The sequence below is a fragment of the Sphingomonas sp. Leaf22 genome (assembly GCF_001421715.1).
In the GTDB taxonomy this organism is placed as follows: Bacteria; Pseudomonadota; Alphaproteobacteria; order Sphingomonadales; family Sphingomonadaceae; genus Sphingomonas.
Genome location: NZ_LMKP01000011.1, coordinates 51,263 through 68,945, shown reverse-complemented (window position 1 = coordinate 68,945; position 17,683 = coordinate 51,263). Strand labels below are relative to the sequence as shown.

The following is a 17,683-nucleotide window of genomic DNA, read 5'->3' as shown; positions in this document are numbered from 1 at the left end:
TCCAACGCGACGCCACTCGACCCTGGGTTATCTCAGCCCCATGGACTTCGAGCGGCAGGCGCAGGTAGCTTAACCTCGTGTCTACCAGACCGGCAGCAGCTCAATCCTCCGGTTCCGAAAAACACCTTATCTCGGTGTCCACGAAACCGGCAGCAGCTCACCGCTCCCTCCCCTCTCCCGCCGGGAAAGGGAAAAGACGCCGAGGGCGGCGAAGGGTGAGAGCAACCAAAGGTGATAGAGTTTAACCCTCACCTATCGACCGGTCGGCACCAAGGCCTGTCGGATCGGTTCGACCCAGCGATCCTTGTCGATATCGTACACGAGGAAGTCGCTGTCGAATTGCCAATAGGCCCAAGGGAAGCCATGCGCCTCCGCCTCGCGGCGAACCGCCGACGTATAGCGGACGCGGGCTGCCATCGGGATGCCGCTTTTGTCGTACGCGCCGAACTCGCCGAGCAGGATCGGGCGGTTGTTCGCCTTCGACCATGCCGTCACCTTGTCGTAATCGGCCTTGATCTGCGCTTCGTCGGCAGCGGTGAAGGGGATGCCGCTGACCTTTGCCATATCCTCGGCCCACGGCGCGCCCTGATGGGTGAAGCGGAATGGTTCGTAGGAATGGAACGTCACGATGATGTTCCGGTCGTCCCGTGGCAGGGTCAGCGTCGACAATTCTTCCAGATTGTTCCAGCGGGTCGGGCCGATCACCAGCGTCCGGTCAGGGTTGGTCGCGCGCACCACCGGGATCAGCCTGGCGAGCATCGCATTCCACCGCGCGGCGTCAAGCGGGGAGTGCGGTTCGTTCAGCAGTTCGAACAGCACCGTGTTCGGCGCATTACGATAGCGTTCGCCGATCTGCTGCCAGAACGCGATCAGCTTCGGTTCGCAGGCGTCGGGCGCGGCCGAACAGGGATTGAAGTCGTGTTCGTCGAGAATGACGGTCAGGCCGGCGGCAGTCGCCTCCTGGACCACCCGGTCGAGCGTCGCCAGCCACTGCGGGTTCAGCCGGTTCTGCGCATCCATATGCTCGAACGCCTGCAGCACCACGCGGACGAAATCGAAGCCGCCCTGTTTGATGATCGCGAAATGCTTCGTCTGGAACCGCGCCTTGGCGGGATCGCGCCATAGCGGGTCGTAGCCGATGATGTTGACGCCGCGCTTCAGCTTTGCCGCCGCCTGCCATGCCGGTTCGGCGTTCTTCGCCGATTGCGGTGCCGGGGCGGCCGACAACGGTGTCACGATCAGTGCGGCGGCAAGATGTACGAGCATTTTGAAGCGCATGGTTAGTCTTTCGGATCGTGCGGACGCGCGAGGCTATCGCGCTCCGCGCTACCGTTCAATCGCCGTCAGCGCCGCCGCTTCGCCCCGTCGAGTGCCGAAAGCACGCCGCGCATCGTGCGCACCTCCTGCGACGTCCAGCCGGGCTTGGTCAGCAGCGTGCGCAGCGTCCGGCGCGACGTGACGGCGCGTTCGGGCGGGAAGAAGAAGCGGGCGGCTTCCAGCATGTCGTCCAGCTGGCCGATCATGCCTTCCAGTTCCTCGTGCGGGGCGGGTTCGCCGAGGTCGACGATCGACGGGCTGGCGAGATCCTGCCCCTTCGACCATTCATAGGCGACGAGAATGACCGCCTGCGCGAGGTTGAGCGAGCCGAATTCGGGATTGATCGGCACGGTCAGGATCGTGCGGGCGAGCGCTACGTCATCGGTTTCGAGACCCGAGCGTTCGGGGCCGAACAGGATCGCCGAGCGACCGGCATCGGCCCGGATCGCCTGTGCGGCGACCTCGGGCGTGACGACCGGTTTGGTGATGCCGCGCTTGCGGACGGTCGTGGCGTAGACATGGGCGCAGTCGGCGACGGCATCGGCGACGCTGTCATAGACGACGGCATCGCGCAGGACCTGATCGGCACCGCTGGCGGCCGGGCCGGCTTCGGGATTGGGCCAGCCGTCGCGCGGCGCGACGAGGCGCAGGTCGGTGAGGCCGAAGTTCAGCATGGCGCGAGCGGCCTTGCCGATATTCTGGCCGAGCTGCGGGCGGACGAGGACGATGACCGGTTGGGTGGTCGCGCTACCCTCCCGTTCGGATCGAGCAGCATCGAGCTTGTCGAGATGCGGCTGTCGAGAACTCGCCGCGGTGGAGATCGTCGACCAGTCGCCGCGGAACAAACCTTCCTTCTTCTTGCGCGACCAGTCCTTTACCTGTGCTTCCCGCTCCAGCGCTTCGGTGCGGGTCTGGAAGGTTTCGCTCCACATCAGTTCGACCGGTCGGCGGTCGGCGGTGTAGCCGGGGATCGCGCCGGACTGATGCTCGGCGACGCGGCGGTCGAGGTCGTCGGTGTGGCCGGTATAATAGGTGCCGTCCGAGCATTTGAGGATGTAGGCGTAGAACATTGGCGGGCCTTGGCGTTTTGCGGAGCCGCGACGGGTTCTCGACGGGCGTATCTCGACAGGCTCGATACTGCTCGAACTGAACGGAGGGAAGGGGGCCCGGTTAGCCGAGCGTTCTCGACAGACGCTTCGCGACTTTGCTCGAAGCTGCTCGAACCAAACGGTTTGAGCAGGGGAACACGACCTCACCCCTTCGCCGCATCCCCGACCGTCCCCGCAAATTCCTCGAAATCCTTCGCCTCGCGGAAGTCCTTGTAGACGCTGGCGAAGCGGATGTATGCGACGGGGTCGAGCCCCTGCAGTCCCTCCATCACCAGCTCGCCGATCCGGCCCGAGGCGACTTCGCTGTCCCCGGTCGTTTCCAGCTGGCGCTGGATACCCGAGACGAGACGCTCGACCTGTGCCGGGGTGATCGGGCGTTTGCGGCAGGCGGTGGCGACCGAGCGGAGCAGCTTGTCGCGGTCGAAGGGCTGACGTCGGTCGCCCGACTTGACCACGGTCAGGTCGCGCAGCTGGATGCGTTCGAAGGTCGTGAAACGCGCCCCGCAGCCGGAGCATTGCCGCCGCCGCCGGATCGCCGCGCCGTCGTCGCTGGGGCGGCTGTCCTTCACCTGGCTGTCGTCATGGGCGCAGAACGGGCAGCGCATCGGTTTTCCTGTCAAACCGTCCGCGCCACCAAATGGCGGCGCGGACGGGGCGCGTCAGTAACGCGTCTGCTTCTTCGCCTTGTAATAGGCATAGCCCGCACCGGCAGCCGCGCCGATCAGCGGGCCGACGAACGGCACCGGAACGGCGATGACCGCGCCCAGTGCGCCCCATTTCGCCATGCTCTTGCCGACCGATTTGTCCTTGACCATGTGACCTCCTTACAGACCCGGGTAGATCGGGAACCGCTCGCACAGCGCCCGAACCCGTGCCTTAACGTCCGCCTCGACTTGCGGGTCCCCGGCCTCGCCCTTGGCACGCAGGCCGTCGAGCACATCGGCGACCATATGGCCGATTTCGGTGAACTCGGCCTTGCCGAAACCGCGGGTGGTGCCGGCGGGCGATCCGACGCGGATGCCGCTGGTCTTGACCGGGGGGAGAGGATCGAACGGGATGCCGTTCTTGTTGCAGGTGATCGCCGCGCGCTCCAGCGCCTCGTCGGCATCGCGGCCGGTGACGCCAAGCGGGGTCAGGTCGATCAGCGCCAAATGCGTGTCGGTGCCGCCGGCGACGACATTGGCACCGCGATCCTTCAGGGTGGCGGCCAGCGTCTGCGCGTTCTCGACCACCGCGCGGATATAGTCCTTGAATTCGGGGCGCAGCGCCTCGCCGAACGCGACGGCCTTGGCCGCGATCACGTGCATCAACGGACCGCCTTGCAGCCCCGGGAACACCGCCGAATTGATCTTCTTGGCGATGGCTTCGTCGTTGGTCAGCACCATGCCGCCGCGGGGCCCACGCAGCGTCTTGTGGGTGGTGGTGGTGACGACATGCGCCTGGCCGAACGGGGTCGGGTGCAGGCCGGCGGCGACGATGCCGGCGAAATGCGCCATGTCGACCATGAACTTCGCACCGACCTCATCGGCGATCGCGCGGAACTTGGCGAAATCGATGTGGCGCGGATAGGCCGAGCCGCCGGCGATGATGAGCGTCGGCTTGTGTTCGCGCGCCAGTGCCGCGACCTCGTCATAGTCGATCAGATGGGTTTCGCGATCGACGCCATATTGGACCGCGTTGAACCACTTGCCCGACATCGCCGCCTTGGCACCGTGCGTCAGGTGACCGCCGGCGTCGAGGCTCATGCCCATGATCGTGTCGCCGGGTTTGGTCAGTGCCAGCATTACCGCGCCGTTCGCCTGCGCGCCCGAATGCGGCTGGACGTTGACGAAGCCGCAGCCGAACAACTGCTTGGCGCGATCGATCGCCAACTGCTCGACCTCGTCCGACGGGTGGCAACCTTGATAGTAACGCTTGCCGGGATAACCCTCGGCATATTTGTTGGTGAAGACCGAACCCTGTGCCTCCAGCACCGCCTTCGACACGATGTTTTCCGATGCGATCAATTCGATCTGATAGCGTTCGCGCTCCAGTTCGTGGGTGACGCCCGCGAACACGGCGGGGTCGGCATCGGCGAGGGTGGTTTCGAAGAAACCGTCGGGGCGGAACTGGTCGGTCATGGGGCGCGGCTCCCGGAGAGAAGAGGTCGCGCGCGCTTTAGTCCGGGTGTCATCGAAATGCCACCCGGGGAATCGGGTTTCAGGCCGGCGGATTGCCGAGTTTGTCGACGCGGCGCTGGTGGCGGTCGCCCCCGAACGGGGTCGTCAGGAACGCGGTCAGACATGCCTTCGCCATCTCGCTGCCGATCAGCCGGGCACCCATCGCGATGACGTTGGCGTCGTTATGTTCGCGGGCGAGCGCCGCCGACAGGGGTTCGGACACCAATGCGCAGCGGCAGGCGGCGACGCGATTGACCGCGATCGAAATGCCGATGCCCGATCCGCACAACGCCACGCCAAAATCGGCGTCGTTACCGCTAACTGCTTGTGCCAGCTTGTATCCATAGTCCGGATAGTCGACGCTGGCCGGCCCGTGGGGGCCAAGATCGGCGACTTCGTGTCCCTGGTCTTGCAACCAAGTGACGAGTTCTGTCTTGAGCCCTAGGGCGGCGTGGTCGGATGCGATTGCGATACGGGCCATGGGCCGCTTCTAGCCGTCGGGATGGCCGGGCGCTAGGCTGAGGTCGTTGGGAAAGGCGAAAGGGATGGCAAGGATGCGTGGAACGATCATCGTCGCGGCACTTGCACTAAGCGCGTGCGGCGCGTCGGAACGGCGTAGCGAAGGTGCCGCGACACAGGCTGCGATCGAAAACAGCGCCGCCACGCCGCTGCCTGCGCCAAAGGCCCCGACCCCGGCGCAGTCGCCGACCCCGACGCCAACCCCGACCGCCAGCGATACCGCGACGCTGGGGGCGACCCGCTATCTAGGCCGCTGGGTCGGGGTCGAAGGCACCAATCTTGTGGTCAGCGATCCGGCGCAGGACGATGTGAAGCTCGAAATGCAATATGACCTCGACAACAAGGGCAATTTCGTCGGCACGGTCACGCCCGAAGGCATCCGGTTCGAACGCGGTGGCGAGACGCTGCTGCTGCGACCGGGCAACGGCGATGCGACCGGGCTGAAATGGCTGGCGGGCAAGAACGATTGTCTGACGGTCAAGCCGGGGGAGGGATATTGCCGTGGCTGACGCGATCGATACGGCTCCGGTCGTCCGTCCGCCGCTTGCCGCGTTGTTGCTGGGCTATGCCGGGCTGTTGCCGCCCATCGTCGCGGTCGCGGTCCGGCTGATCGATCCGGCCAAGGGCGGCATGATGCTGGCGCTGGCGCTGTTCTATTCGGCGCTCATCCTGAGTTTTCTGGGCGGGATGTGGTGGGGCGCGGTGTCGGCGCGGGTGAGCGGCGCGGCGCTGACGCTGTGGCTGGGTATCGCGGTGGTGCCGACGCTGGTCGCGCTGGTCGCGGGCGCGGTCCTGTTCGCGTCGGTGCTGTCGGCGTCGGCGATCGTGGCCGCGGGGCTGCTCGGATCGCTGCTGGTCGACATGACGCTGGTCCGTGCGGGGCATGTGCCGGCGTGGTGGATGAAGCTGCGCGTGCCGCTGTCGGTCGGACTGGCGGTGATGACGCTGCTCACCGGACTGTTCGCGCAACCATAGGTTTCGCGCATCGCGAAATCACCGGAAAGCATGGGACTGGCAAGAACTGGGTCCATGATCAGCCGGACACCAGTACAGATCTACCATTTCATAGTAGTGACAAGATCCATCTATTTCAGTAACCTACCGATTGAACATTGGCGGGTTCATTGATATGCAATGACCTATGCAGATAGAGATCGCACACGCCCGTGCTGCATTGGCATTTTTGGAATATCACCAGCTTGAACCGAGTGCCTTCAATTATGGCACCGCGCTGGCGCATCTGTCCGGTTCGTACAAAATTTTATCCGACGATATACTGGCATCGATCGAAGGTGCGGGGCTGACCAATACGCGCTTCGTCGAATTGGGCGCGGCGCAGGCGGCAGCAGCGGCAACGCTTGCCGATCATCCGGGAACATCGCCAGTGGACGCGGACGATGCCTCGATCGTTCAGCGGGTGGCGGCGACGGAGCGGAGCCTGGCCGAACTGCGCGAACAGGTCGCGCGCCTGTTGGCGACGGGCGCGGCGGGGCGAACCGGCGCGGTCGATGCCGAGCATGACGAACTGACCAATGCGCTGAACCAGACGGGGGCCCGCCGGGTGCTCGACAAGATCGCGGCGCAGGATCAACGCTATGCCCTGCTGATGTTCGGGATCGACGGATTGCCCGGGATCAACCGGATCTATGGCAATTCGGTCGGCGACAATATTCTCAACGCCTTCGCCACGAAACTGGCAAAGGCGTTTCCCGACCAGGAAGCCATTCGCTGGTCGGGCAACGAATTCATCCTCGCCATTCCGGGGCAGACGATGACCGCGCTGCGCGCACAGGCCGAAGAGGCGTTGCAGCTGCTCCAAGGTCGCAAGTTCAAGCTGCGCGGGTCGGGGGAGGCGATCGGGACCGTCACCGCATCGGCGGCGATGGTTGCCGGTCATGGCAACGGCATCGAATGGGTCATCGACGAAGCCCGTGCGAAGCTGCAAGGCGTTATGCTGGCCGGTGGCAACCGGGTCGTGCACTGAAACCTGCCGCTCCGTTCGGGAGCGGCAGGTTTCAGGCGGCTTTCTTCAGTTCCAGCCGGCCCCAGATCTCGACCAGTGCGGCGGTCAGTTCCTGCATCATCGCCGTGTCGTGCGCTGGCCCTGGCGTAAAGCGCAGCCGTTCGCTGCCGCGCGGGACGGTCGGATAATTGATCGGCTGAACATACACACCGTATTCGCGCAGCAGGATGTCGCTGATCCGCTTCGCCTTTACCGGGTCGCCGACCATCAGCGGCACGATATGCGTGGTCGTGTCCATCACCGGCAGCCCGGCATCGGCGAACAGCGTCTTGAGCGTCGCGGCGGCCGCCTGCTGCCCCTCGCGCTCCGCCGTCGATGCCTTCAGGTGGCGGACGCTGGCCAGCGCCCCGGCGACCAGTACCGGCGACAGGCTGGTCGTGAAGATGAAGCCCGGCGCATAGGAGCGGATCACGTCGATGACCGTACGATCGGCGGCGATATAGCCGCCCATCACCCCGAATGCCTTGCCCAGCGTCCCCTCGACGATCGTCAGTCGCGATGCCGCGTCGTCGCGTTCGGAAATGCCGCCGCCGCGCGCGCCATACATGCCGACGGCGTGGACTTCGTCGAGATAGGTCAGCGCGTTATATTTGTCCGCAAGGTCGCAGATCGCATGAATCGGCGCGACGTCGCCATCCATCGAATAGACGCTCTCGAACGCGATCAGCTTGGGCACCGACGGGTCTTCGGCGGCCAGCAGTTCTTCGAGATGGGCGAGGTCGTTGTGACGGAACACTCGCTTTTCGCAGCCCGAATGCCGGATGCCCGCAATCATCGACGCGTGGTTCAACTCGTCCGAAAAAATGATGCAGCCCGGCAGGATGCGGGCGATGGTCGACAGCGTCGCCTCGTTCGAGACATAGCCGCTGGTGAACAGCAGCGCCGCTTCCTTGTCGTGCAGGTCGGCAAGCTCGGTTTCGAGGTCGATGTGATAATGGGTGTTGCCGCCGATATTGCGGGTGCCGCCCGAACCGGCGCCGACATCGTGCAGCGCCTCTTCCATCGCCGCGATGACCGCGGGATGCTGGCCCATCGCAAGATAGTCGTTCGAGCACCACACGGTGATCGGCTTCGGCCCGTTATGCCCGGCGAAGCACCGCGCATTGGGGAACTGCCCCTTGTTGCGCAGAATGTCGATGAAGACGCGGTAGCGTCCTTCTTCGTGCAGGCGGTCGATCGCCTGTGCGAAGACACGGTTGTAATCGACCGAGCGGGCCGGAACTGCGTCGATGCTCATGGAACCGGGGTGTACCTGTTGCGCGGCGACGTTTCCAGCGGATAAAAGCGGTTAGGGTGATCGAGCGCCTTGGACATTTTGTCCACGGGGTGAAGGTTTTCTCGGACCTACAACGCCTCGACCGACCCGAACCCGCGTGATTCCAGTCCGGCCGCGATCGTCCGCTCGCGCGCACCCAGCCGGGTGAAGACGAGTCGTCCGGGGACCGGCGCTTCGGGAAAGGGCTGTCCCGCCGTGAGCACCGCGATGCGCCGCGCGATGCCGGGGCCGCCGTCGACGAAGGCGATGTGCGGGGCGGCCGCGCGCATTTCTGCCTCCATCAGCGGGAAATGGGTGCAGGCGTTGACGATGACGTCGATGCGTCCTCCCTCCGGCTGGTCGAGCAGTCCGGCGAGTTCGGCGGCGATTGCGCCCGGCGGCGGCGCATCGCCGGCCAGCGCCCCCTCGGCCAGTTCGACCAGTGCCGCCGATCCATGGCGCAGCACGGTGCAGTCGCCGGCAAAGCGTACGGCAAGGTCCTCGACATAGGGTTGGCGCACCGTCGCCTGCGTCCCGAGCACACCGATGACGCGACTGTGCGACATTTCCGCCCCGACCTTGATCGCGGGCACGGTGCCGACGACCGGCACGTCGAGCGCGGCACGCACCACCGGCAGCGCGATGGTCGATGCGGTGTTGCACGCGATCACGACGAGGCGCGGGCGATACCGCTCGACCAGCCGCCCGAGCAGCGCCGGCACCCGCGCGGCGATCTCCGCCTCGGTCCGGGTGCCATAGGGAAAACCGGCCGAGTCGGCGGCATAGACGATCGGCGCGGTCGGCAGCAGCGCCAGGGTCGGCGCGACCACCGACAGGCCGCCGACGCCCGAATCGAAGAACAGGATCGGTTGCGTCGTCTGGCCCATCGCCGGGCATACTCCCTTTGGCGTATCCGGCCGCGTTGCATGCCGTCGCCGAACCCCTTACCCTCCATGCGACAGACGGCAAGTTCAGGGGGCTATCCTGCCGAGCGAAATACTCTGGATCCCGCCGGCGGCGGCGTTGCTGATCGGCTATGTGCTGGGATCGATCCCATGGGGCATATTGCTGACCCGCATCGCCGGTGCCGGCGATCTGCGCACGATCGGATCGGGCAATATCGGCGCGACCAACGTGTTGCGTACCGGGCGGAAAGGACTGGCGGCGGCTACGCTGCTGCTCGACCTGTTGAAGGGGGCGGCGGCGGTGTGGATCGTCGCGGCGCTGTTTCCGGGTGAGGAACCGGTCGCCGGTGCGGCGGCGTTCGTCGGCCATTGCTATCCGCTGTGGCTGCGCTTTCGCGGCGGCAAGGGCGTGGCGACGATGATGGGCGTGGTGGTGGCGCTCTGCCCGTTCGCCGGACTGGTCTATGCCATCGTGTGGCTGGGGTTGCTGGCGACGGTACGCATTTCGTCGGTCGCGGGCATGGCGGCGGCGGTCGCCGCACCGATCGCGTCGGCATGGGCCGGGCGGTTCGACCTCGTGATCCTGTTCCTCGGCCTTGCGCTGATCGTGCTGTGGAAGCATCGCGAGAATATCGAACGACTGGTCGCCGGGACCGAGCCGAGGATCGGCCGCAAGCGTGAATGAGCCGCAAGCGGCCCGCTTCGCGGCGCTGCGGCTGATCCGGTCGGCCAATATCGGCCCGGTCACGTTTCGCGCGCTGATCGAGCGGTACGGCGACGCTGCGGCAGCGATCGACGCGTTGCCGATGCTGGCGGCGCGCGGGGGCGGCCGGGCACCGGTGCTGGCCGACGAAGGCGCGGTGCGGCGGGAAATCGCGACGGTGCGCGCGCTCGGCGCGCGTTTTCTGCTGCTCGGCGATCCCGACTATCCGGCGTTGCTGGCCGAACTGGACAGCGCGCCGCCCGCACTGATCGTGCGCGGCGACCTGTCGCTGCTGGCGCGGCCGTGCGTGGCGATGGTCGGTGCCCGCAACGCGTCGGCGGCGGCCTGCCGTTTCGCGCGGGGGTTGGCGGACGAACTGGGCGCGGCGGGATATTGCGTGGTGTCGGGGCTGGCGCGCGGCATCGACACGGCGGTGCATCAGGGCGCGATCGGCCATGCGACGATCGGCGTCATCGCCAGCGGCATCGACGTCGTCTTCCCGCCCGAGAACGCGGCGTTGCAGGAAGAGGTGGCGACTCGCGGGTTGCTCCTCGCCGAACAGCCGCCGGGCACGCAGCCGCTCGCCCGCCATTTCCCGTCGCGCAACCGGATCATCGCCGGGCTGGCGCTGGGCACGGTAGTGGTCGAGGCGGCTCCGCGATCGGGGTCGCTCATCACCGCCCGGCTGGCGGGAGAGGCGGGGCGCGAGGTAATGGCGGTGCCGGGATCGCCGCTCGATCCGCGGGCGCAGGGATGCAATGCGCTGATTCGCGACGGTGCTACGCTGGTGCAGAACGCCGCCGACGTGGCCGAGATGCTCCGCCCGATCGATGCGCGCGCGGTGCGGGCACCGGGCGGGCGCTATGTCGGCGAACCGGCGGCGACCGACGCCAGCGATGGCGACCGGACACAGATTACCGGACTGCTGGGCCCGGTGCCGGTGGCGGTCGACGAACTGGTGCGGCAATCGGGATGCCCGACGACGGTGGTACAGACGGTGCTGCTCGAACTCGAACTCGCCGGGCGGCTCGACCGGCATGCCGGCGGGCGGGTCAGCCTCGGGTAGCTAAACCCTCAACTGCCGTATCGAATGATGCGTGAGCCGAAAATTTCCGTTGGTTTGCCCGACGGATCGAGCGGTGGTGCGAATTTGGCCCGGCGAGTGAGTGCTTCACAAGCAGCGGTATCGAGGATGGGTTCGCCGGACGGCACGAGCGGAGTGCAGTTCCGAATCCGACCGTCCTTTCCGACGATCCAGGCGATCAGGGCCGCTGTGTTGCGCTGTGCATCGAACAACTTCGTCGGGAAGTCCTTCTTTCGGATCCAGTCGCCCGAGCCGTCTCCCCATCCGCCAGTCGGCTCCGGTGTTTCAGCGTCGGCGACATAACGCATCGTGCGCAGGATCGTAGTCCGGCAACGGTCCATTGCGTCGATACCTGCGGAAAGATTTTTCGTCGAAAACCTGGACGAAGTGGCACCGTTCACGGCAATCGAAAACGTTTCGTGCTCCGCAAGTCGGCGCAACGTCGCCCAATCGGTTTTGATATAGGCCGGTTTGTCCGGTTGGTCCGTGGCAGGATAATAGGTTGCGGACTGTGTCGGTACTGACGATCCAAACATGATCGTTGCCGGCACTTCTCGTCGCGGCTGTCGACCTGCAATCGGCGCGATGATCGAGACATCTCGCGAGAGCGGGCGCGTTTCGAAGGAAAGGCTGCTTCCGGTGGCATTCCCCGGTGCAGCGGCCAGCCGACACCGCCCGAGTTCGGAACGCACCTCCCATCGTGCCTCAGGTGTTTGCGCCCCAATCAACACCATTGCCAACAGCATATATTCCCCCGTTGCCAGCAAACCTACGGGATGCCAGCGTTGGGTCAATCCGGATATCGGCTACCGACAGATATGTCGAACCTAGCCATCAAAGCGTAACCGCGCTGCGTCACCAGCCCAACCCGACTTGACGCCACCCCCCGGCGCTCCCCACTCTCGTACGCGTACGCACAAGGACCGACCGCCACATCATGCAGCTTGTCATCGTCGAATCGCCCGCCAAGGCGAAGACCATCGAAAAATATCTGGGGTCCGATTACCGCGTCCTCGCCTCCTACGGCCATGTCCGCGACCTGCCGCCCAAGGATGGGTCGGTGAACCCGGATGACGGCTTTGCCATGGATTGGGAAACCTATGCGGACAAGACGAAGCAGCTGAAGGCGATCACCGACCTCGCCAAGACCGCCGACCGCCTGATCCTCGCCACCGATCCCGATCGTGAGGGCGAGGCGATCAGCTGGCATGTGCAGGAGGTGCTGAAGAAGCGTCGCGCGCTGCCCAAGGAGGTCGAGCGGGTCACGTTCAACGCGATCACCAAGCCCGCGATCCTCGCCGCGATGAAGGCCCCGCGCGAGCTCGATACCGACCTGATCGATGCATATCGGGCACGACGCGCGCTCGACTATCTGGTCGGCTTCACCCTGTCGCCGGTGCTGTGGCGCAAGCTGCCCGGCGCCAAGTCGGCCGGACGCGTCCAGTCGGTCGCGCTGCGCCTGCTGGTCCAGCGCGAGCGCGAGATCGAGACGTTCGTCGCGCAGGAATATTGGTCGGTCGTGGCCAAGATGGAGGCCGATGGCACGCCGTTCGACGCGCGCCTCCTCAAGCTCAAGGGCAAGAAGCTCGACAAGCTGTCGCTGGGCGATGCCGGGTCGGCCGAGGTCGCGAAGGCGGCGGTGGTCGCTGGCCGCTTCACCGTCACCAATGTCGAGACGAAGCCCGCGACGCGCAATCCGCCGCCGCCCTTCACCACCTCGACGCTGCAACAGGAAGCGGCGCGCAAGCTGGGTTTTTCCGCCAGCCATACGATGCGGGTGGCGCAGTCGCTCTACGAAGACGGCGCGATCACCTATATGCGGACTGACGGCGTGCAGATGGACGGATCGGCGATCGATGCGGCACGTGGCGCGATCGCCAACCGCTATGACGGCAGCTACGTCCCGGACAAGCCGCGCCAGTACCAGACCAAGGCCAAGAATGCGCAGGAAGCGCACGAGGCGATCCGCCCGACCGATTTTTCGAAGGACCGCGCGGGATCGGGCGATCATGGCCGTCTGTACGACCTGATCTGGAAGCGGGCGCTTGCCAGCCAGATGGCGTCGGCCCGGATGGAGCGCACCGCCGTCGAGTTCGAGGACCAGACCGGCCAGACCGGCCTGCGCGCGACCGGGCAGGTCGTGCTCTTCCCCGGATACCTCGCGCTGTACGAGGAAGGGCGCGACGATGCGGCGGATGAGGATTCGCGCCGGTTGCCGCTGCTGCGCTCGGGTGACAGCCCGGCCAAGAAGGACGTGGTCGCCGAACAGCATTTCACCCAGCCGCCGCCGCGTTTCTCCGAAGCGTCGCTGGTCAAGCGGCTGGAAGAATTGGGGATCGGGCGTCCGTCGACCTATGCCTCGATCATTCAGGTGCTGAAGGATCGCGGCTATGTCCGGGTCGAGAAGAACCGGTTCTTTGCCGAGGAGACCGGGCGGTTGCTGACTGCGTTCCTCGAACGCTTTTTCGAGAAATATGTCGGCTATGACTTCACGGCCGAGCTGGAGGAGGAGCTGGACGACGTGTCGGGCGGGCGTGCCGAGTGGCAGGCGGTGCTCGAAGCGTTCTGGCGCGATTTCAAGCCGCGCACGTCGGAAGTGATGGAGCAGCAGCCGAGCGCGATCACCGCCGAGCTCGACCAGTTTCTTGGGAGTTACCTGTTCCCCGAAAAGGCCGATGGGACCGACCCCCGCCTGTGCCCGAATTGCGGCGAGGGCCGGCTGGCCCTGCGCGGCGGCAAGTTCGGCGCGTTCATCGCCTGTTCCAACTATCCCGACTGCAAATATACCCGCCGCTTCGCGCAGCCGGGCGGTGAGGAAGGCGGCGACGCCGGTCCCGAAGGACTGGGCAAGGACCCGGAAACCGGGCTGGAGGTCGAGCGCAAATCGGGTCGGTTCGGCCCCTATATCCAGCTTGGCGAGGGCAAGGATGCCAAGCGTGCGTCGATCCCGAAGGATATCGGCGAGTTGAACCTCGAATGGGCGCTCAAGCTGCTCAGCCTGCCGCGCACCATCGGCAACCATCCGGAAACGGGCGAGCCGATCGAGGCGGCGATCGGGCGCTATGGCCCGTATCTAAAGCATGCCGGCAAATATGCGCGGTTGCAGACGACGGCGGACGTGTTCGAAACCGGCATGAACGCGGCGGTGGTCAAGCTGGCTGAGGCGGCGGCGGGCGGCGGGCGACCGGCGCGCGGGGCGGCGAAAGAGCCGCTGAAAGTACTGGGCGCGCATCCGCGGACCGAGGCCGAGATCAAGCTGATGGAAGGGCGCTATGGCCCCTATGTCACCGATGGCACGACCAACGCGACGATCCCGAAGTCGATCGAACCGAGTGCGCTGACCCTCGAAGAAGCGGCGCAACTGATCGACGACCGTGCGGCGGCGGCTCCGGCCAAGGGCAAGAAGAAGCCGGTGGCGAAGAAGGCGGCACCGAAGAAAGCGGCGGCAAAGGATGACGCCAAGCCGGCGGCGAAAAAACCTGCTGCCAAAAAGGCCGCACCGAAGAAAGCCGCACCGAAAAAGGCGGCGGACTGACCCTGATCCCATCGCGACAGGACATCGTTCCGGCACGCCGGGAGGATGTTCGGATCGGCGCGGTGACGGGGTTCCGATCCGCCTGGCGGCCGGCACGTCCGGCCGCGAAGCGGGTCAGTTCGGGCGGGTTTCGGTCCGCAGGAAGGCGCGGGCGGCTTTCTGCGCATCGGCGATCTGACGCGGGGTCATGTCGCAGGCGATTTCGGCACGCCAATGCTGTGCGTCCTCCAGCCCCGACATCGCGGCGAGGTTGAACCATTTGTGCGCTTCGACCAGATCGATGATCGCGCCACCGGTCCCGCTCGAATAGCAGATGCCGAGTTCGAACCACGCCGCGCCGGTGTTGCGCTGCGCTTCTTCTGCCCGGCTTTCGTGGAGAAAGCGGGCGCCGTCCAGACCAATGCCCATATCGATAACCCCTGTTGGTACGGACAGAGGGATGGGGCATTGGCCGTTGCGATTTGGTTAAGCGCCTGAACCGATGTGGTTATGTACGTTAAGGTACCCGCGCCTTAACCTTTGGAAAGCGCGTCCAGCATGGGGCGGATGCCCGACAGGTCATAGCCAGCCGTACCACCCGCCGCGACCAGTTCGGCCGATTCGCGGCCGCCCTTGGCACTGGCGAGCGCCCACAGGTTGCAGGATCGCGTGCCCGAGCGGCAATAGGCGAGGATCGGACCGTCGGCCTGTTCCAGCACATCGGCCATCGCGTCGAGTTGCGGGTGGCTGAACCCGGCATGGGTGATCGGGATCGCGTGATAGGCGAGCCCGGCCGCCGCCGCCGCCGCCGCGATCGTATCGCCGCCTGGCTGGCCGGCTTCCTCGCCATCGGGGCGGTTGTTGACGATGGTGGTGAAGCCCTGCGCCTTCAGCGTGGCGACGTCGTCGGCGGTGATCTGCGGGCTGACCGAGATGCGGTCGTCGATACGGCGGATTTGCATGGGGAGGGACGATAGCGGTGCGGCGGGGGCGACGCAAATCCTCCCCGGCACGGGGAGGGGGACCATGCGCAGCATGGTGGAGGGGGATCGCCGCAGACGCAGCCGTTCCGTTTGCCGCGATCCCCCTCCACCATCCGCTTCGCGGACGGTCCCCCTCCCCACGATGTGGGGAGGAATTTAGTGCTGCTTGATTACCGAGAGAAACGCGTCGCCATACGCCTGCAGCTTCTTTTCGCCGATACCGGTGATGCGTCGCATGCCGCCGATCGTCTGCGGTCGGTCGGTCGCCATGTCGCGCAACACCGAGTCGTGAAAGATGACATAGGGCGGCACGCCGGCTTCCTGCGCCAGTTCGCGGCGTTTGGCGCGCAGTGCCTCGAACAGCGGATCGCCGGTGGGGTTGGGGGGTGCCGTGCCGCTGCCGCGCCGCCGCCGCTCGCGCTTGGGCGGGACGATCAGCGACAGCGTATCGCCGCCCTTCAACAGCCCGCGCGCGGCGGGGCCGAATTCCAGCCCGCCATGGTCGTTGGCGCGCAGCGCATCGCGCAGTTGCAATGCGCGGCCGACGGGTTTGAGCAGCGCGGTCTCGTCGCCGTCGACGATGTTCCATACCGACAGCTGTTCGTGGCCGTTGGTCATGCTACGTTCGGTCGACTGGCCGGTCAGGACCTGTTCGATATAGGTCGCGCCGAACATCATGCCGGTCCGGAACACCGCCGACAGATATTTCTGCGCGACCTGCGTCGCGTCGATCGCGTTGGGCGGCGTGAGGCAGTTGTCGCAATTGCCGCAATATTCGGGCGGCGATTCGCCGAAATGGCGCAGCAGGATCGCACGGCGGCACCCGGCGGTCTCGACCAGCGCACCCAGCGCGTTCAGCCGCTGCCGCTCGCCCGGCTGGCGCGCCGGTTCGACCTCGCCGATCCGCTGGCGCGCGCGGGCGAAGTCGTCGGCCCCCCAGAACAGATGCGCGACCGCCGGATCGCCGTCGCGCCCGGCGCGGCCGGTCTCCTGATAATAGGCCTCGATCGATTTCGGCAGTCCGGCGTGTGCGACGAAGCGCACGTCGGGCTTGTCTATCCCCATCCCGAACGCGATCGTCGCCACCATCACCATATCCTCGGACGCGACGAAATCATGCTGGTTGCGCTGACGCACGGCGGAGTCGAGCCCGGCATGATAGACGCGGACCGGACGCCCGGTCTTGGCCAGCACCTCCGCCAACCGTTCGGTCCCGGCGCGCGACTGGACATAGACGATGCCGGGGCCGGGAGTGGCGGCGATGACGTCGGCGATCTGGCGCGTGCCCTGATCGCGCGGGGTGATGTGGTAGCGGATGTTGGGCCGGTCGAAGCCGGCGACGATCAGCCCGTCGTGCGGAATGCCCAGCTGTTCGAGGATGTCGGCGCGGGTATGCGCATCGGCGGTGGCCGTCAGCGCCAGCCTGGGGACGTCGGGGAACTGGTCGAACAATGGCCGCAGCAGGCGATAGTCGGGGCGGAAGTCGTGGCCCCATTCGCTGACGCAATGCGCCTCGTCGATCGCGAACAGGGCGAGGTTGCCGCGCGACAGCAGGTCGCGGAAATCGCCGCCCGAGGCGCGTTCGGGCGCGACGTAGAGCAGGTCGAGCTCGCCATCGAGGAACCGCCCGCGCGTCTCGGCGCGATTGTCGTCGGCGCTGGTCAGCGTGGCGGCGCGGATGCCGACGGCGGTCGCGGCGCGCAACTGGTCGTGCATCAGCGCGATCAGCGGCGAGACGACGACGCAGGTCCCGTTCAGCATCGTGGCGGGCAGCTGATAGGTCAGCGACTTGCCCGCACCGGTCGGCATAACCGCCAGCGTCCGCTGTCCGGCCAGCACGCGGTCGACCACCTGCCGCTGGACACCGCGGAAGTCGGGAAAGCCGAAGGTCGATTGCAATACGGGGATCGGGTCGAGCGCCATCGCCCTCCACCTAGGGATGCAGGGCGTGGGCGTCGAGGGTTAAGAGGCTGTTCGAAAACGCGCGGTTGCGCGTTTTGCGGTGCCGGCCCGCTCCCCCTCCCGACCACCCGTTCAGGATACGCTGTGGGTGGTCGGGAGGGGGAGCGGGCCGGCACCGCCTTGAAACTCGCCTTTTCGCGAGTTTCCAAA

The 17,683-nt window shown here is 66.1% G+C and carries 18 protein-coding genes; 6 read left to right on the top strand and 12 right to left on the bottom strand.

Going from position 1 to position 17,683, the window contains the following annotated elements:
- Positions 1 to 252: 252 nt before the first annotated feature.
- The 6 genes from ASE70_RS06680 to rpiB form a co-directional block, all read right to left on the bottom strand.
- Positions 253 to 1,278 carry a glycoside hydrolase family 5 protein gene (locus ASE70_RS06680; RefSeq protein ID WP_235519646.1) on the bottom strand — a complete coding sequence of 342 codons (1,026 nt, stop codon included), beginning with the start codon at positions 1,276 to 1,278 and terminating at the stop codon, positions 253 to 255.
- Positions 1,279 to 1,343: 65 nt separating this feature from the next.
- Complete coding sequence (locus tag ASE70_RS06675) at positions 1,344 to 2,387, bottom strand: TrmH family RNA methyltransferase (RefSeq protein WP_082450811.1); 1,044 nt, start codon at positions 2,385 to 2,387, stop codon at positions 1,344 to 1,346.
- 182 nt (positions 2,388 to 2,569) lie between these two features.
- A complete protein-coding gene (nrdR, locus tag ASE70_RS06670) occupies positions 2,570 to 3,031 on the bottom strand; it encodes a transcriptional regulator NrdR (protein ID WP_056398484.1) in 462 nt (153 codons plus the stop codon).
- 54 nt (positions 3,032 to 3,085) lie between these two features.
- A complete protein-coding gene (locus tag ASE70_RS20325) occupies positions 3,086 to 3,241 on the bottom strand; it encodes a hypothetical protein (protein ID WP_200925602.1) in 156 nt (51 codons plus the stop codon).
- 9 nt (positions 3,242 to 3,250) lie between these two features.
- Positions 3,251 to 4,546 carry a serine hydroxymethyltransferase gene (glyA, locus tag ASE70_RS06665; RefSeq protein WP_056398487.1) on the bottom strand — a complete coding sequence of 432 codons (1,296 nt, stop codon included), beginning with the start codon at positions 4,544 to 4,546 and terminating at the stop codon, positions 3,251 to 3,253.
- A 79-nt stretch (positions 4,547 to 4,625) separates the two neighbouring features.
- Positions 4,626 to 5,066 carry a ribose 5-phosphate isomerase B gene (gene rpiB, locus ASE70_RS06660; RefSeq protein WP_056502715.1) on the bottom strand — a complete coding sequence of 147 codons (441 nt, stop codon included), beginning with the start codon at positions 5,064 to 5,066 and terminating at the stop codon, positions 4,626 to 4,628.
- A gap of 73 nt (positions 5,067 to 5,139) precedes the next feature.
- On the opposite strand from rpiB, the gene ASE70_RS06655 reads away from it, so the two are divergent.
- The 3 genes from ASE70_RS06655 to ASE70_RS06645 all read left to right on the top strand — a co-directional run bounded on the left by ASE70_RS06655 (position 5,140) and on the right by ASE70_RS06645 (position 7,088).
- The gene (locus ASE70_RS06655; protein WP_056502713.1) at positions 5,140 to 5,613 is read left to right on the top strand and encodes a hypothetical protein; all 474 of its coding nucleotides are present in this window, start codon (positions 5,140 to 5,142) and stop codon (positions 5,611 to 5,613) included.
- The gene (locus tag ASE70_RS06650; RefSeq protein WP_056502710.1) at positions 5,606 to 6,079 is read left to right on the top strand and encodes a DUF3429 domain-containing protein; all 474 of its coding nucleotides are present in this window, start codon (positions 5,606 to 5,608) and stop codon (positions 6,077 to 6,079) included. The genes ASE70_RS06655 and ASE70_RS06650 overlap by 8 nt, the downstream gene beginning before the upstream one ends.
- A 166-nt stretch (positions 6,080 to 6,245) precedes the next feature.
- Positions 6,246 to 7,088: a GGDEF domain-containing protein gene (locus ASE70_RS06645; RefSeq protein WP_056502706.1), complete on the top strand. Its 843-nt coding sequence runs from the start codon at positions 6,246 to 6,248 to the stop codon at positions 7,086 to 7,088.
- A gap of 31 nt (positions 7,089 to 7,119) precedes the next feature.
- Here ASE70_RS06645 and hemA read toward each other — a convergent pair whose 3' ends face one another.
- Together hemA and murI are read right to left on the bottom strand one after the other, a co-directional pair.
- Entirely contained in the window at positions 7,120 to 8,364 is a 1,245-nt protein-coding gene (hemA, locus tag ASE70_RS06640) for a 5-aminolevulinate synthase (RefSeq protein WP_056398500.1), read from the bottom strand.
- Between the two features lie 107 nt (positions 8,365 to 8,471).
- Entirely contained in the window at positions 8,472 to 9,269 is a 798-nt protein-coding gene (murI, locus tag ASE70_RS06635; protein ID WP_056502703.1) for a glutamate racemase, read from the bottom strand.
- Positions 9,270 to 9,405: 136 nt separating this feature from the next.
- On the opposite strand from murI, the gene plsY reads away from it, so the two are divergent.
- Together plsY and dprA are read left to right on the top strand one after the other, a co-directional pair.
- A complete protein-coding gene (gene plsY, locus ASE70_RS06630) occupies positions 9,406 to 9,972 on the top strand; it encodes a glycerol-3-phosphate 1-O-acyltransferase PlsY (protein ID WP_235519642.1) in 567 nt (188 codons plus the stop codon).
- Complete coding sequence (gene dprA, locus ASE70_RS06625; RefSeq protein ID WP_056502700.1) at positions 9,965 to 11,056, top strand: DNA-processing protein DprA; 1,092 nt, start codon at positions 9,965 to 9,967, stop codon at positions 11,054 to 11,056. The genes plsY and dprA overlap by 8 nt, the downstream gene beginning before the upstream one ends.
- An 8-nt stretch (positions 11,057 to 11,064) precedes the next feature.
- Here the strand turns inward: dprA and ASE70_RS06620 are convergent, their stop codons facing one another.
- Entirely contained in the window at positions 11,065 to 11,868 is an 804-nt protein-coding gene (locus tag ASE70_RS06620; protein ID WP_156356063.1) for an energy transducer TonB, read from the bottom strand.
- 143 nt (positions 11,869 to 12,011) lie between these two features.
- Here ASE70_RS06620 and topA point away from each other — a divergent pair, with 143 nt between their 5' ends.
- A complete protein-coding gene (gene topA, locus ASE70_RS06615) occupies positions 12,012 to 14,609 on the top strand; it encodes a type I DNA topoisomerase (protein ID WP_056502696.1) in 2,598 nt (865 codons plus the stop codon).
- 114 nt (positions 14,610 to 14,723) lie between these two features.
- Here topA and ASE70_RS06610 read toward each other — a convergent pair whose 3' ends face one another.
- From ASE70_RS06610 to recQ, 3 genes are all read right to left on the bottom strand, one after another.
- Entirely contained in the window at positions 14,724 to 15,017 is a 294-nt protein-coding gene (locus ASE70_RS06610; protein WP_056398516.1) for an SEL1-like repeat protein, read from the bottom strand.
- A gap of 104 nt (positions 15,018 to 15,121) precedes the next feature.
- Positions 15,122 to 15,550, bottom strand: a complete 429-nt coding sequence (locus ASE70_RS06605) for a TIGR01244 family sulfur transferase (RefSeq protein ID WP_056502694.1) — start codon at positions 15,548 to 15,550, stop codon at positions 15,122 to 15,124.
- 177 nt (positions 15,551 to 15,727) lie between these two features.
- Positions 15,728 to 17,494, bottom strand: coding sequence for a DNA helicase RecQ (gene recQ / locus ASE70_RS06600; RefSeq protein WP_056502692.1), 1,767 nt, complete (start codon positions 17,492 to 17,494; stop codon positions 15,728 to 15,730).
- Positions 17,495 to 17,683: the final 189 nt, after the last annotated feature.